Origin of the sequence: Enterococcus cecorum DSM 20682 = ATCC 43198, from assembly GCF_000407565.1 — a bacterium.
Taxonomy (GTDB): domain Bacteria; phylum Bacillota; class Bacilli; order Lactobacillales; family Enterococcaceae; genus Enterococcus_E; species Enterococcus_E cecorum.
The window spans coordinates 922598-938079 of the sequence record NZ_ASWI01000004.1 but is presented as its reverse complement, the minus strand read 5'-3'; the positions used below and the strand labels follow the sequence as shown (position 1 = coordinate 938079).

Sequence of the window (15482 nt, the reverse complement as noted above, 5' to 3'; positions counted from 1 at the left end):
CACCTCTCTAATAAAGTTCAATTCCTAACACACCAATAAATAGAAATATAATGCCAATCACTTGGATAAATTTGATTGGTTTTTTAATAGCACCTAGTAATCTAAATTGATCGATGACTAAGCTAGAAATAATTTGACCCACTAATGAAAGAGTGACCACCGCTCCAGTGCCAATTAATGGTGCTAAATACGCATTACAAAAGACATAGCTTGCTCCGAAAAAGCCGGCAAGATAAATGTATTTTGGTGCCTGTTTAAGGATGCTTAATTGTAATTTTCGATAAGATTTTTCAGATAATACAACAACTAAAACTAAAAATGTACCAATCGAAAATGAAATAAAAGCTGCGTGGATAGATGAGTGCAGTTGTTTACCTAAAAAGCCATTAATAGCAACTTGTGTGGACATTAACATACCAGCTATAATACCTGTTAGTTGCCAGAGAAATTTGGATGGCACATGTTCTTTCGTCTCTTTCATCAATTGACGTTTTTGTTGCAGGTAACTTGGTAAAAATACAATTAAAAGTACGCCCACAATAAATGAAATAAGTCCTAAAAAGCGAATGAATGATAATGGACGTAGTAAGGTATGAAATAAGCCAAAATGATCAATAAGAATTGACATCAATAATTGGCCTAAAATAGGTAATATGACTGTCTGAACACTACCTAAAATCGGGAAAAGCAGAATATTCGCTGTTAGTCCAAGCATTCCGAGTAAACCACCAAGATAGGCCCACCAAGGAGTTCTGGCAAAAACATCTGAGGTAATCAATAAGGGCACCCCTTGAAAAATTGCAATCAAAGCTAAAAAAAGCGTACCGATAGCAAATGAAAATAATGAAGCTAAAAAAGGGGATTGCACGATACCTCTCATTTTTTAATTAAATGCTGTTTGTATTGGTAAAAGACTTCCAACAAATAGTCCGAGTAATAGATACATGTACCCACCTCCAAAAAAATCTATGTTTATTTTACCACATTCGTATTTTTATTCACCATACTAGAATTTTGTTTACATAATACATATATTAAATAAATTGTATTTAGAATAAAGATTTGATAAAATAGCAAAAAAGGAGGAATGTTTGAATGCTTTCATTTGAATCAGATTATACTGAAGGAGCGCACCCTAAAATTTTAGAAAAGTTTATCCAAACCAACTTCGAACAATTACCAGGTTATGGCTCTGATGATTACACAAAACAAGCAAAGAAAAAAATTAAAGCGGCTTGTCAATTACCAGATGCAGATGTTCATTTCTTAGTAGGGGGTACTCAAACGAATCAAATTATTATTGATACGATGTTAGCTCCATATGAAGGTGTCATTGCTTGCCAAACAGGTCATATTGCCTCACATGAAGCTGGAGCCATTGAATTTACCGGTCATAAAGTTTTAACACTACCTGAAAATTTAGGGAAAATGTCCGCACAAGATCTGAGTCAATTATTACAGGTATTTTACTCAGATGAAAATCATGAACATATGGTATTTCCAGGAATGGTCTATCTTTCTTTCCCAACTGAATATGGTACGCTATATACTAAAGATGAATTACTTGCAATCAAAGCTATCTGTCAAAACTATCAAATTCCACTATATATTGATAGCGCAAGATTAGGTTATGGACTTAAAGCTGCTGATTGTGATTTGACACTCCCTGAATTAGCACAACTTGCGGATGTATTTTATATTGGTGGGACAAAAGTAGGTGCTTTATGTGGTGAAGCGGTGGTATTCACTAAAGGTAATACGCCTAAACATTTTATTACGCAAATCAAGCAACATGGTGCTCTTTTAGCCAAAGGAAGGGTGTTAGGGATTCAATTCGATACTTTATTTACTGATAATCTTTATTTTAAAATGAGTCAAAATGCGATTGAGCGTGCGGATGAAATTAGAAAATTACTTAAGGAAAGAAAATACCCATTCTTCATTGAAACAACGACTAATCAAATTTTTGTCATCGTTGAAAATCAAAAATTAAGTCAACTTCAAGAACAGGTAAGAGTCGGTTTTTGGGAAAAATATGATGAAAGTCATACGGTGATTCGTTTTGCAACAAGTTGGGCAACGACAAAAGAGCAAGTACAACAATTAGAGGAAATCTTATAGTTTTGGATAACCGATATACTTTGATGGTATATCGGTTGTTTTTATCCAGGTTATGAGAAGAGTCGAACAGCTACGCGCAGCTAAGTTTGTCCGGAATGGCAGGAAAATCCATCGTGTTTTAAGATTTCCCTAGGCAGGCCGGCTTAGATGTGATGTAGCTACCCTTCGAATACCGTTTTAAGTTAAGCTTAAGTTTAAAATGATTCAATAGAGTTATCAAAAATAGAGAGGAAGATTCGTTTGAAAGTGTCACGAAAGCTTTCTATAGTGGCTATTAGCTTATTCCTAGTTGTAGGAACGATAACTAGCTATGATATCATTCAAAAACATCGTTCATCAGAAACTGTAAAGATGGCACAGACAACGCAAAATAATTTAGTGAATCGCTTGACTTCAGCAACTGGATCAACCATTCATATATTAAATTATAGTGATATGGATATTGAAAAGATGGCGGATGTCTATCAATTATCGACACAGGAAAGAATTCAAGAGCAATTATTACAATTGATTGAATCGCAAACACCAACCTTTACGCAACCGCTGATTGTATCAAATCCATTTTTAACCAATACCACTGGCTTATATTTGGCCTTTTCAACAGATGAAGCAGTAAAAATTTCTTATCGTATTGATGCCCAAGGATATCCATCGTTTGAAAAAAATTTGAAACAAAATGAAGAATATGCGACGAGTCATCAGTATCAAATCATTGGCTGTATTCCAAATGTTGATAATCTCATTACCTTGACTGCGACTACTCAAGATGGGCAACAGCAGCAGATGCAGTTTCACTACACACCGCCTAAATTAAGTACAACCTCTGAAATGAACTATCAATTGTCAAAACAAGAAAGTGATGAAAGTTTGAGTGAGGGTCTATTTGCAGTAATTGGAAATCAAGCTGGCGAAAAAGCAACCTATTTAGTCGATAACGATGGCTATATTCGTGCAGAAATACCGATTGTTAATTATAATTCCATGCGCTTAGTTTTTAATGATCAGCAAGAAATGTTTATGGCTGTCTCAGATTCCAAAATTGTAAAGATCAATGCGTTAGGGCAAGTTAAACAAGTTCTTGATTTAGCAAATACCGACTATCTTTTACATCATGATTACATATTGAATGATAAGAATCAATTGATAGCTTTAGCAACAAGTAAAACTGCTAAAAAACAAGCGGGCTATGTAGAAGATCGAATCATAACTATTGATTTATCCACGCAAGAAGTCACTGAGATTGCTAATTTTGAAGAACTTTTACCTGATTTATATCAAAAAGCAACAGGAATTGAAGAACATAGCAACAATAAAGGGTATTTAGATCCTGTTCATATCAATAGTCTTCAATTAACAGATAATCAGCAACTCTTGGTCAGCTCTCGGGAAACTTCGACTATTCTTGCCTTGAAACCAGATGAGCAAGGCATCTATCAAGTAGAATATATGATGGGGGATGAAGCAATTTGGCAGGGAGTAGGAGAGTGCGGCCAATTATTGCTAGAAAAAGAAGGCAGTTTTACTTCTCAATATGGACAACATTCAATTACGTATGAGACAGCAGAAGATTTATCAGCTGGCCAATATTATTTGAGCTTTTTTAATAATAATTCGACTATTATGGATTCGCGGATTGATATATCTTTAGCGAAAATTGCAGATAAGACAGCAGGGAAAACCTCTAAATATATGAAATATCTGGTAGATGAAAAGACAAATTCTTATAAACTGGTGGAAAGTTTTGATGTTCCTTATTCAGCTTATGTGTCAAGTGTCCAGAATTATCAAAATCATATTATTGTTGATTCCGGTCAACAAGCTACTTTTGCAGAATATACGAGTTCAGGTAAAATGATTCAACGGTTTACACAAAAAACGGATACAAAATATTTATATCGTGTCTATAAATATGATTTTAAAAACTATTATTTTGATTAAAATCAACCAGCCATCAAAGCTAATTAATGATGGCTGGTTTTGTGTTAATCGTATAAATGATTCATGATGTTGACTTGTTCTTTGGCACCAATGTGGGTATAGATACTAGTTGAGTTGGTATTATTTTGACCAAGTAATTGTGCAGTGGTAACAATTGAGCCGGTTTTTCGATAAATTTGAGTACCAACGGAGTGTCTAAGTTTATGCGGAGTGGTCCGCTTATTATAGGCTTTAGAATACTTATCAACCATTTTTTCAATTGCATTGGCTTTTAGACGTTTAGCTGCACCACCATAAGTTGATAAGAAGAGGGGTTGGACATTTTCTGTAATTTGATAGGTAGTTTGGCGAGTATCTAGATAGTCAGTAATGTAAGATATCATAGGAGAGGCTACAGTAACCCAGTCCATTTGTCCACCTTTTCTGATAACCCGAATATGCATAGATTCGTCCGTTAATTCCATGTCTCGTAGATTAATGTTGACCAATTCGGACAAACGGATACCAGTTCCTAAAAATAATGCCAAGATTGCCAAGTCACGAATTTTATTTTTTTCAAATGCAGCAATGGCTTGACGGGTGGTGAGTAGTTCTTGATATTGATGATCAATAAATTGTAGAAAAGCCAGACCTTCATTATCAAAGAAAATCATAGGCTCCATTTTTTTAGTACGAACACTCATTTTAACCGAATCATTCACATTTTTGACGCCTTGCATTTGATTAGATGATAAATAAGGTTTGTTGGTTTCATCATTAATCGTAGTTGATAAAAAATTAAAGAGTGATCGTAAAGCTGTCAGACTGCGTTTTATGGTACTTTTTGATAAGCCAGGCAACTCATCTCCTGACTCTTCATATAACGATTGTTTTTCTTTTGAAACATTCTTTTTGCGATTTTGAAGTTCACGTTTGTATAAGCTCAAATCTTTTTCGGTCAACACATCTAATTCAGCAATTTGAATATCTTTCATTACTGTTGCTTTTGAATAGCCTTCACGAATAAGCCATTCTAAAAAACGTTTCATTTCTTTTTGATATTCGAACAATGTGACAGATGAATATTCTTCTTCAATCTTCTTTTGAAAATACTCTTGAGCAAAATCCGGATATTCAGGTAAGTTTTCCAATACTTTGGCCTTGGCTGTTGCTTGCGTGGCTTGCATGATATCTAAAACCTTTCTAAAACTTTATAAAAATCTTCAATATATTGTCATTATCGAAGTGACGATTAAAATACTAAATCGATGGAGGATGTCTTTTGATATATAGTAGAAAAATCACTCTTTTATGGTTTACAGAAAACAGTGATTTTCTATAAAACTATATTAGCATATCTTTTAATAGAAAGCAAATCCCCTTATATCAATATTTTACTTTAAGAGGCTTATGTGTGAGTCGTTCATAGTGAAGCGTTAATACAAAAAAATCAGCAGTTCAATGATTGAACTGCTGATGACTTTTAAAAGATTTTAGTAATCCATCAAAGTGATGATATCATAATCTTTAATTTTATCACGACCATGTAAGTCATTTAATTCGATTAAGAAGGCACAACCAGCAACAACACCACCAAGTTGTTCTACAAGATCAATAGTAGCTTTAATAGTACCACCAGTTGCTAATAAGTCATCACAGATAAGTACGCGTTGACCAGGTTTAATTGCATCTTCATGAATCGTTAAAGTATCTGTACCGTATTCTAAATCATAAGTGACTTCGATGGTCTTACGAGGTAATTTTCCTTTTTTACGTACAGGGGCAAAACCAACACCTAATTCATAAGCTACTGGACAACCAACGATGAATCCACGTGCTTCTGGTCCAACAACCATATCGATTTGTTTTTCTTTTGCGTACTCAACGATTTCGTGAGTTGCTACACGGTAAGCCTCACCATCAGCCATTAATGGTGAAATATCACGGAAAATAATACCTTCAGATGGATAGTTTGGAATACTTGCAATGTAATCTTTCAAATTCATATTAATGTTCCTCCTGCGAATGGATTAACCAATTCTTTAATGTCTCCAGATTTGACAGCAAGAAAAATTCTTCTGTTTTAATCTTTTGTAATCTATTTTGATAGGTTTGACTCTCTGTTAAGCTATGTTTTGGTGGATTTTCGATATAGCTTAACACGCCATCTTCTATTTTAACAAATTTTAAGTCAAAAAACACCTGAATCATGAAAATTAATAATTTTTTTGGGATTTTGAGATACTTTTCGACTAAATCAAGCTTATAGCGGACATCTATACGTTTTTGCTGTTGGATAAACTTGAATAATTTCGCAAATTGTTCTTTGCTTCCAACGCCATCTACATAAGCATCTTCATGGGTATAACATACAAAATAGACGCGACTAACCGAGAATTGCTGATAAATTTTAAGGTAATCCTCGGCTTGTAATGGACAATCCAGAAATACAATTTGTTGATAATTTATAACATCAGTCATTTCATCAATTTCTTCCACTAAATAAATCGGCTTATCTAGAATTTTTTGGAAGTTTTTTCGATTTTTTTCGAAACTTGCGATATATAAAGTTGGTAAATCAAAGTTCAATTGACGATAGAATTTTTTGGGACGATAATCAAATACCTGTAAATCGTCAATCGAAAAATCACTGAGCATTAATTGACAAGAAGTATTGCCATTCCATTCATTGATACTTAGTTGCCCCACCAAATTAATATTTTCATTGCCTAATTCATCAATGTACATGCCTTGATTGAAACCGACGACATCTAATTGATGATCACTTTTATCATTCACAACTAGTTTCAAGTGATTTTGATTTGCGCCAATTGCCCTCTTTAGGGATACTTTGACATTTTTAATTAGGAAGTTTGGTCTAGGGTTATCCATTCCAAATGGTGCCAAGACTTTAAACTGTTCAATTAAAGACACACTAACTTCACTTATCTCAATGATTTCGTCAATTTGAAGTGGTAAACCTTCAGCAAAAGTTAAATGCTGACTCAATGCCGACTGATTCAAATGGTCTTGTAATTTAGCAATATTTTCTAACTTGATAGTCAGTCCCACTGCAGAATGATGACCACCAAATTTTTCAAATATTTCTCTGACTTGTCCCATACTTTCAAAGAGGTTGAAGCTATCCACACTTCGGCCGGATCCTTTTGCCTGATTATTTTCGTTAATAGAAAGAACGATGGTCGGTTTCCCAGTTTCTTTTAAAATTCTACCAGCTACAATACCAAGCACACCTTCATGCCAATCTTGTCCAGCAATCACATGAACATAATTATTGGGATTTATTTTTTCTATAGCTTGACTGGTGATTTCATCGACTAAATCTTTTCTTTTTTGGTTCCATAAATCAATTTGTTTGGCTAATTGATAGGCTTCTTCCTCATCAAAAGTTAGCATTAATTGAACCGCTGGATTAGGGTCATCCAGTCTACCTAAGGCATTCAATCTTGGAGCAAGTGCAAAGCCAATTGTTTGTTCATCTAATTCTTTAGGATTGACTTCACTGACTTCCATTAAGGTTTTTAATCCGATTCGTTGCGTTTGTTTCATCATTTCTAGACCTAAGCGTACAAAAATACGATTTTCATCAGTTAGAGAAACCATATCAGCTACCGTACCAATTGCAACTAGCTCCAATAATTCATAAGGCACCTCTTCAATTAAGGCGCAGGCTAATTTAAATGCAACCCCTACTCCAGCCAATTCACCAAAAGGATAATTGCCTTCAGGGTGTCTAGGGTGAACAATGGCAAATGCATCAGGAAGTTGTTCAGGTAATTCATGGTGATCGGTTACAATGACATCTATCCCTTGCTGATTGGCATAATCAATGGCTTCATGACCAGCAACCCCATTATCAACTGTTAAAATTAATTCGATACCTTCTTCAATTTTTTGCCGATAAACATCGACATTTGGCCCATAACCGTCTTTAAAACGATTGGGTAAATAATAGCTGACATTTGCACCAAGCATTTCTAAAGTCTCGACAATGACCGAGGTACTTGTGATTCCGTCCGCATCATAATCACCATATACGAGAATAGACTCACCATTTTCAATTGCAATTTGTAAACGTTCAACTGCTTTTTGCATATCGTGCATTAAAAATGGATCATATAGATTTTCAATACTAGGATTTAAAAATTGATTTAGCTTTTCTGCTGTATCTATTTTTCTTTGAACGAGTAACTTTTGAATCACTGGATGGATATTTTGCTGCGCTAAAATGTCGCCAAATGCTGTATGTATCGTTGCTTTTTTTGGATATACCCAGTGATGAGTGGATTTTCTCAATATCAAACGTCCTTTCTATATTTTTCAATGAATAAGCTACTATCAAAAATCGCTGGATAGTAGCTTAAGAAAATTATTTTTTGTTAAAAATACCACCTGCTAGATAATCACCAATCGTTGGAAATACTTGATAGAAAAAGGCTGCCGTATTCATCAATCGTGGACGGTTAATTTCACGCTTGTTTTTACCAAAAGTATTGACAATTTCTTTTGCAAGGTCATCTGCTTGTAACACCATCGCCCCAATTTTATCTAAATAACTACCATTTGGATCGGCAATATTAAAGAAGTTGGTTTCAATTGGTCCAAGATTGACCGTTGTAACATGGATGCCAAAAGGTTTTAATTCTAGACGTAAGGCATTCGAAAAACCAATTACCGCAAATTTTGTAGCAGAATAAATAGTTGATTTAGGAGTAGCCATTTTACCAGCCATAGAAGCAATATTAATTACATGTCCTGATTGACGTAACACCATCTTTGCTGTAATTTTTTGCGTTAAAAGCATCATCCCTAAAATATTTACTTCAAACATTTGTCTCGCTTGACTCATATCAAAATCAATGAAATCTTCAAAATAACCAAAGCCAGCACAATTTACTAAGACATCAATATTTTTTTCATTGGCATAAATAGCTTGAACTAAATACTCGATACTTTGAGCATCAGACATATCTACTTTAAACGCATAGCAATGATTTTGACTAAGCTCCTCGCATCTTTCTTTGACTTGTTGTAATTTATCTACGCTACGAGCACAGGCGATAATGATTGCCCCTTGTTTTGCGGCTTGATAACAAATTTGTTCTCCTAAACCTGAAGAAGCACCAGTGACTAATACGACTTTATTTGCTAAATTCTGCATAAGAAAGACTCCTTATTTAAGATTTTTTGACTTTTTTCATTGGAATATTATAAACAGCTAAATCTTTTGCGACAGTAGTATTTTCAAAAATTTCTTGTGCTTCCTTAGCTAATGCAGACAAATCGCTGTTTAAATACCTTGAACTAATATGTGTCAGAATCAATTGTTTGACATTGGCTTTTTTGGCTACCGTAGCTGCTTGGTGTGTAGTTGAATGAAAATAAGCTTTGGCAAGTTTGGCTTCCGATTTATTAAATGTACTTTCGTGAACTAAGACATCGGCCTCTTTTGCCAACTCAATAGAAGACTGTGTATATCGTGTATCACCTAAAATTGTGATGATTCTTCCCTTAATAGACTCACCAATAAAATCATGTCCATCAATGATTCGACCATCTGGCAAAGTAACTGTTTCACCATTTTTAATTTTACCATAAATTGGACCAGGTTGAATGCCTAATTCTTTTAAGCGTTCAACTTGTAATTCACCTTTAAAATCAGCCTCTTCAATGCGATAACCATAGGATAAAATACCATGATCTAATTTTTCGGCATAGACTTTAAATTGACTATCCTCAAAAACCACTTCTTTATCGTGAACTTCAATGAATTTTAATGGATAACCTAGACGTGATTTTGAAAGATTTAAGCTTGTTCGAACATATTCTTCAATGCCTTTTGGTCCATAAATTTCAAGGGTTTCTTCTCCACCTTGAAAAGAACGACTACTCAATAAGCCTGGTAATCCAAAAATATGATCCCCATGAAGATGCGTGATAAAGATTTTCTCAATTTTTCGTGGGCGAATCGCTGTTTTGAGAATTTGCATTTGTGTCCCTTCTCCACAGTCAAAGAGCCAAACAGCATTTCGCTCATCTAGTAGTTTTAAAGCTATACTTGTTACTGTACGATGTTTAGCGGGAACCCCCGCACCCGTACCTAAAAATTCTAATTCCATAATATCCATACTTTCATCAATTAAATTACTCACTAATTTTAACAGTTTTAAACTTAATTTAAAATAAAAAATCTCAAAATCTATAAAAAAACTGATAGTACTAAATAATCAGTACTATCAGTCAATGCTTATTCTACAAATTCGAATTCAAAGTTACCAATACGTACAATATCGCCATCTTTTGCACCGCGCGCACGTAAAGCTTCATCAACACCCATCGCTCTTAATTGACGGGCAAAACGCATAATGGTTTCATCGTGTTCAAAGTTTGTCATCTTAAATAATTTTTCTAGTTTTTCACCAGATAAAATCCATGAAGCATCATCATCGCGATCAATTTGGAATTCTTGTTCGTCTTTTGTAAATCCATAATGAACCACATCTTCTTCAATTTCTTCGTCATATAAAAGAAATTCTGGTGTAACTTCTAATAAATCAGCAGTGGCACTTAGTAAAGCCTCAATTCCTTTTCTAGTCACCCCTGAAATTGGAAAGACCGGAATTGGTTCATCTAATTCATCGTTTTGTTCTTTAGCTAATTTTTCTTTAAAAACTTTTAGATTTTCTTCAGCTTCTGGCATATCCATTTTATTTGCGACAATAATTTGTGGACGCTCCATTAGACGTAGATTATAGCTAGCTAATTCATGATTAATCGCTAAATAATCTTCATAAGGGTCTCGACCTTCCATTCCAGACATATCAATCACATGTAAAATGACACGTGTACGTTCGATGTGTCTTAAAAATTGCGTACCCAAACCTACACCTTGGCTTGCCCCTTCAATTAAACCAGGTAAGTCTGCTGCAACAAAACTACGACCATCTTTTGTATTGACCATACCTAAATTAGGAACAAGTGTGGTGAAGTGATAAGCACCAATTTTAGGACGAGCAGCTGAGATAATTGATAGTAAGGTAGATTTACCAACAGATGGAAAACCGACTAATCCGACATCAGCGAGCACTTTTAGTTCTAATTCGATTTTACGCTCTTGTCCTGGTTCGCCATTTTCGGCAATTTCAGGTGCAGGATTTCGCGGTGAAGCAAAACGAATATTGCCTCGTCCGCCACGTCCCCCTTTTGCTACAACAAGGGTTTGACCATTTTCAATTAAATCACCTAATAGACGACCAGTTTCAGCATCACGAACCGTTGTACCTTGAGGAACTTTCACATATAAATCTTCAGAGCCACGGCCATGCATGCCTTTACTCATACCATTTTCACCAGGTTGCGCTTTAAAATGTCGGTTAAAACGAAAATCCATTAATGTTCTAAGACCTTCATCCACGATTAAAACCACATTTCCGCCACGGCCACCATCGCCACCAGCGGGTCCACCATCAGGCACATATTTTTCACGACGAAAGGCAACCATCCCATCGCCACCTTTACCTGCTTTAACATCAATTGTTACTTGATCCAAAAACATGGACATTTTATCTATCACTCCAATTCTATTACAGTTTGCAACTCTACTTTATTGTACCTAGCAAAAAAATCTTTGTCTATTCTTTTTATTCCAAAAGACGAAAATATTAACGAATTCACAGAAAGTTCATTGGAATCTTGACCATTATTTAGTATAATTTATCACGTTAAGTCAAAATTTAAAGGAGCAACAACAATCATGAAAAAATTAACGCTATTAACTTTGCTGACTTGTACCTTTTTATTAGGTGCTTGTAGTTCAGGTAAGCAAACATCTACAACTACTTCAACAAAAGCAGAAACGACAACTTCATCAAAAAAAGTTGACTTAAATGCTTTAGACTTACCTCAATTAGAGACAAACGTAAAAGAAAATGAAGATGTAGTCGAAATCGTGACGACTCAAGGAAATATTAAAGCAAAATTATTCCCTGAAATAGCCCCAAAAGCTGTTGAAAACTTTATGACACATGCAAAAGAAGGCTACTATAACGGCACCCCATTCCATCGTGTCATAGATGAGTTTATGATTCAAGGTGGCGATCCTAAAGGTGATGGTACAGGTGGCGAAAGTATTTGGAAAAAAGGCTTTAAGGTAGAAATATCGAATCGTCTTTATCATATTCGAGGTGCTTTAGCGATGGCAAGAAGTCAAGCTCTAGACAGTCAAGGTAGTCAATTTTATATTGTTCAAAATGATCAAGATGTCTCAGATGGTCTTGCTATTCAATATTATCCAGAAAAAATAATTGAAGCTTATAAAAAAGGTGGCACGCCACAATTAGATGGCAATTATACAGTTTTTGGTCAAGTAATTGAAGGAATGGATGTTGTTGACAAAATTGCAAAAGCGGAAGTTAAAACAAGTGAAACAGGCGAAAAATCTACACCTGTTGATCCTGTAAAAGTAGAAAAAATCAATATTATCCAAGAAGCAAAATAAGAGTGGGACTTACCCACTCTTATTTTTTATCTTTGATTCCCCACGATAAAGGTAAATTCACATTCAGCAACTTTTTTACCTTCTACGGTTGCTATGGCGTCGGCTGTACCAACAGAACCTTTTAATTTCGTAATTTCAAAACTTAATTTCAAGACATCGCCTGGAGTTACTTTTTGTCGGAATTTTGCTTTATTGATACCACCAATATAAGCAGTTCTTCCTTGAAATTGACTTGATTTCAAAATAAGAATTGAGCCAGCTTGAGCTAATGTTTCGATAATAAGTGCACCTGGCATTACCGGATTTCCAGGAAAATGTCCTTGAAAGAAATCTTCATTTATCGTGACATTTTTTGTTGCGATAATTTTCTTACCATCAATCATTTCATCTACATAATCAATATAAATAATTGGAAAACGATTGGGAATTAAATCCATTACTTCTGTTTCAGTCATAAATTTTGCCATATAACTAACCTCATTTTTGTATAATTTACTTTGATTATCAAACTATCATACTTTTGAATATATTGCAACTTAAATTTATAATATACCCGTGGTGCTAGTTTATTTCAAAATACAATAAAAAGCCCAAATGGACTATACTGTAAGGGATGAAACATACAGGAGGTTAGCCCAAATGAGCCACTTACACTATACCGTTAAATCTCATCATTTTGATCGTTAAAATCGTAATATTGGAGCAACATCTCATTGAGTGTTTCCCGTAGTATTACCGATAATTCAAGTTGTTTTAACCATTTAATATGAGCTACCGTCCACTTACTTCTTTGATAGTTGAAACCATGACGTAATACAAAAGCATTAATTTGTTTTTTGATAACTCCTCGAGCCTTACATGCGTTTTTACGTAAACGAACAAACTCTTTAATTTCTATATCTTCATCATCTTTTGTAATCGTCAATAAAGGTTTTCCTTTTATCAGTTAATTGAAATCCTATATCTAAATAGTCTTCATATCTAAGTTTAGCCAGCATCTCACTTACAGATGCTGGACTAACACTTAGAACTTTTGCTAAATCATTATTTTTTAATTTCTTTTTTCTTTTTGATAATTTCTGAATTGCTAGTAAATAAATTAGTATAGTAGTTGATTTAATTTGTAGTATACCTATCCTCCAAATTATTTCGAAAGGCCTTCAGCAATTTTATCCAGGTTCCATTTCATCATCGCGTAGTAACTATCACCATCTTGTCCTTTCTCTGCAATTGAATCAGTAAAAATCGTTGAATAGATAGGAATATTGGTATCTTTCGATACTGTTTTCATCGGTCTATCGTCCACGCTGCTTTCTACAAATAAGGAAGGAACTTTTGTTGTGCGTAGTCTTTCAACTAAGTGTTTAATTTGATCTGGCGTTCCTTCTTCTTCAGTGTTGATTTCCCAAATGTAAGCAGAAGGCACATTATATGCTTTCGAGAAATACTTAAAGCATCCTTCACTTGTAACAATCATTTTTTTATCATTCGGAATTGAAGCAAATTTAGATTTTGCTTCTTTGTCTAGCGCATCCAATTTTTCAATATACTTATCTAGATTTTCTTTATAGAATTTTTTATTACCAGGATCTTTTTCCGCCAAATGTTTTTCAATGTTTTTAGCGTAAATAATACCGTTTTCTAAATTTAACCAAGCATGAGGATCTTCCTTCCCTTTCTCACTCTGACCCTCTAAGTAAATAACATCTATGCCATCACTTGCTGCAAAATAGTCTCTGTTTTCCTCCTTGTTCGCATTTTTAACTAATTTTGTAAACCAAGCATTTCCTCCAGTTTCCAAGTTAACACCATTATAAAAAATCAAATCTGCTTTTGAAGTTTTTTGAACATCTTCAGGCAAAGGTTCATATTCATGAGGATCTTTCCCAATAGGTACAATACTGTGTAAATCAATTTTATCCTTTGCTATATTTTCAGTAATATCTGCTAAAATCGAATTAGTAACTACTACTTTTAATTTTTTGTTCGAAGTCACTTTATCTTTACTATTTGTTGAACACGCTCCTAATATAAAAAGAGCAATCAAAATCCCCAGACTGCCTACTACTTTCCATTTTCTCATCATGATGATCTCTCCTTCTTTCTTAAAAATTTTTGTTTTGGTGAGATTAGAAAACTAATTACAAATAAGGATGCCACTGTTAAAACAATACTTGATCCTGCGGCTATGTTAAAATTATAACCAATAAATAATCCAAGTAATGATGAGCTTGCCCCGACTGCTGCAGAAATAAATATCATAGTTTTCAAACTATTTGCATATAAATATGCTGTAGCTGCTGGCGTGATTAACATTGCAACAATTAATATAGTTCCTACACTTTGCATAGCTGTTACTGCTACTAAAGTTAATAGAACCATCAATAGATAATGATAAAAATTGACATTCATCCCCATTGCTTTTGCCATTAATGGATCAAAAGAAGTGATTAATAATTCTTTAAAAAATAGAACTACTATAACCAACACTAAAACAGAAACGCCAATTGTAATCCACTTGTCAATATCTTGTACAGCTAAAATATTTCCAAACAAGATATGAAATAAATCGGTTGAGCTATTTGCAACACCTATAAGGATAACTCCTAGTGCTAAAAAAGAACTGAAAGTAATGCCAATTGCTGTATCTCCTTTTATTACACTATTGCTTTTTATAAAAGTAATAATGATAGAAGCTAATAGACCAAATACAATCGCACCAATAAAAAAGTTAATGCCTAAAATATAAGAAATTGCTACTCCTGGCAAAACAGCATGAGAAATAGCATCGCCCATAAGAGACATTCCTCTTAAAATAATAAAACAACCTACTGTTCCAGAAACAATCCCTATAACTACAGATGTAATTAGAGCATTCTGTAAAAAGTGAAAGTCATACAGACCATTAATAAAATTTTGAAGCATA

15 protein-coding genes are annotated in these 15482 nt (G+C 34.2%); 3 read left to right on the top strand and 12 right to left on the bottom strand.

The window, feature by feature from the left end; translation table 11 throughout:
- Positions 1-7: 7 nt before the first annotated feature.
- Positions 8-880, bottom strand: a complete 873-nt coding sequence (locus I567_RS10590; RefSeq protein ID WP_231940234.1) for a DMT family transporter — start codon at positions 878-880, stop codon at positions 8-10.
- 215 nt (positions 881-1095) lie between these two features.
- Between I567_RS10590 and I567_RS10585 the strand changes: the two genes are divergently transcribed.
- On the top strand, positions 1096-2121 hold the full coding sequence (locus I567_RS10585; protein WP_016252219.1) for a threonine aldolase family protein: 1026 nt from the start codon (positions 1096-1098) through the stop codon (positions 2119-2121).
- A gap of 267 nt (positions 2122-2388) precedes the next feature.
- Entirely contained in the window at positions 2389-4059 is a 1671-nt protein-coding gene (locus I567_RS10580; protein ID WP_248622575.1) for an aryl-sulfate sulfotransferase, read from the top strand.
- Positions 4060-4103: 44 nt separating this feature from the next.
- Here the strand turns inward: I567_RS10580 and xerS are convergent, their stop codons facing one another.
- The 6 genes from xerS to obgE all read right to left on the bottom strand — a co-directional run bounded on the left by xerS (position 4104) and on the right by obgE (position 11620).
- Positions 4104-5225: a tyrosine recombinase XerS gene (xerS, locus tag I567_RS10575; protein WP_016252217.1), complete on the bottom strand. Its 1122-nt coding sequence runs from the start codon at positions 5223-5225 to the stop codon at positions 4104-4106.
- A 306-nt stretch (positions 5226-5531) separates the two neighbouring features.
- The gene (locus tag I567_RS10570) at positions 5532-6044 is read right to left on the bottom strand and encodes an adenine phosphoribosyltransferase (RefSeq protein WP_016252216.1); all 513 of its coding nucleotides are present in this window, start codon (positions 6042-6044) and stop codon (positions 5532-5534) included.
- 1 nt (position 6045) lies between these two features.
- Positions 6046-8355, bottom strand: coding sequence for a single-stranded-DNA-specific exonuclease RecJ (gene recJ / locus I567_RS10565; protein WP_016252215.1), 2310 nt, complete (start codon positions 8353-8355; stop codon positions 6046-6048).
- 73 nt (positions 8356-8428) lie between these two features.
- Entirely contained in the window at positions 8429-9220 is a 792-nt protein-coding gene (locus I567_RS10560) for an SDR family NAD(P)-dependent oxidoreductase (RefSeq protein WP_016252214.1), read from the bottom strand.
- Positions 9221-9236: 16 nt separating this feature from the next.
- The gene (rnz, locus tag I567_RS10555) at positions 9237-10178 is read right to left on the bottom strand and encodes a ribonuclease Z (protein ID WP_018345245.1); all 942 of its coding nucleotides are present in this window, start codon (positions 10176-10178) and stop codon (positions 9237-9239) included.
- 128 nt (positions 10179-10306) lie between these two features.
- A complete protein-coding gene (obgE, locus tag I567_RS10550; protein WP_016252212.1) occupies positions 10307-11620 on the bottom strand; it encodes a GTPase ObgE in 1314 nt (437 codons plus the stop codon).
- 192 nt (positions 11621-11812) lie between these two features.
- On the opposite strand from obgE, the gene I567_RS10545 reads away from it, so the two are divergent.
- Entirely contained in the window at positions 11813-12556 is a 744-nt protein-coding gene (locus I567_RS10545) for a peptidylprolyl isomerase (RefSeq protein WP_016252211.1), read from the top strand.
- A 26-nt stretch (positions 12557-12582) separates the two neighbouring features.
- Here I567_RS10545 and fabZ read toward each other — a convergent pair whose 3' ends face one another.
- From fabZ to I567_RS10525, 5 genes are all read right to left on the bottom strand, one after another.
- The gene (fabZ, locus tag I567_RS10540; protein WP_016252210.1) at positions 12583-13023 is read right to left on the bottom strand and encodes a 3-hydroxyacyl-ACP dehydratase FabZ; all 441 of its coding nucleotides are present in this window, start codon (positions 13021-13023) and stop codon (positions 12583-12585) included.
- 194 nt (positions 13024-13217) lie between these two features.
- A complete protein-coding gene (locus tag I567_RS10535) occupies positions 13218-13481 on the bottom strand; it encodes a hypothetical protein (RefSeq protein WP_016252209.1) in 264 nt (87 codons plus the stop codon).
- Positions 13462-13686: a helix-turn-helix domain-containing protein gene (locus tag I567_RS12525; protein ID WP_071858882.1), complete on the bottom strand. Its 225-nt coding sequence runs from the start codon at positions 13684-13686 to the stop codon at positions 13462-13464. The genes I567_RS10535 and I567_RS12525 overlap by 20 nt, the downstream gene beginning before the upstream one ends.
- A gap of 14 nt (positions 13687-13700) precedes the next feature.
- Entirely contained in the window at positions 13701-14642 is a 942-nt protein-coding gene (locus I567_RS10530; protein WP_016252208.1) for a metal ABC transporter substrate-binding protein, read from the bottom strand.
- Positions 14639-15481, bottom strand: a complete 843-nt coding sequence (locus tag I567_RS10525; protein WP_016252207.1) for a metal ABC transporter permease — start codon at positions 15479-15481, stop codon at positions 14639-14641. The genes I567_RS10530 and I567_RS10525 overlap by 4 nt, the downstream gene beginning before the upstream one ends.
- Between the last annotated feature and the right edge of the window lies 1 nt (position 15482).

Coding starts and splice junctions, on each gene's coding strand:
- I567_RS10590 (WP_231940234.1), bottom strand. CDS start 880: ATGAGAGGTATCGTGCAATCCCCTTTTTTAGCTTCATTATTTTCATTT.
- I567_RS10585 (WP_016252219.1), top strand. CDS start 1,096: ATGCTTTCATTTGAATCAGATTATACTGAAGGAGCGCACCCTAAAATT.
- xerS (WP_016252217.1), bottom strand. CDS start 5,225: ATGCAAGCCACGCAAGCAACAGCCAAGGCCAAAGTATTGGAAAACTTA.
- I567_RS10570 (WP_016252216.1), bottom strand. CDS start 6,044: ATGAATTTGAAAGATTACATTGCAAGTATTCCAAACTATCCATCTGAA.
- I567_RS10560 (WP_016252214.1), bottom strand. CDS start 9,220: ATGCAGAATTTAGCAAATAAAGTCGTATTAGTCACTGGTGCTTCTTCA.
- rnz (WP_018345245.1), bottom strand. CDS start 10,178: ATGGAATTAGAATTTTTAGGTACGGGTGCGGGGGTTCCCGCTAAACAT.
- obgE (WP_016252212.1), bottom strand. CDS start 11,620: ATGTCCATGTTTTTGGATCAAGTAACAATTGATGTTAAAGCAGGTAAA.
- I567_RS10545 (WP_016252211.1), top strand. CDS start 11,813: ATGAAAAAATTAACGCTATTAACTTTGCTGACTTGTACCTTTTTATTA.
- fabZ (WP_016252210.1), bottom strand. CDS start 13,023: ATGGCAAAATTTATGACTGAAACAGAAGTAATGGATTTAATTCCCAAT.
- I567_RS10530 (WP_016252208.1), bottom strand. CDS start 14,642: ATGATGAGAAAATGGAAAGTAGTAGGCAGTCTGGGGATTTTGATTGCT.
- I567_RS10525 (WP_016252207.1), bottom strand. CDS start 15,481: ATGCTTCAAAATTTTATTAATGGTCTGTATGACTTTCACTTTTTACAG.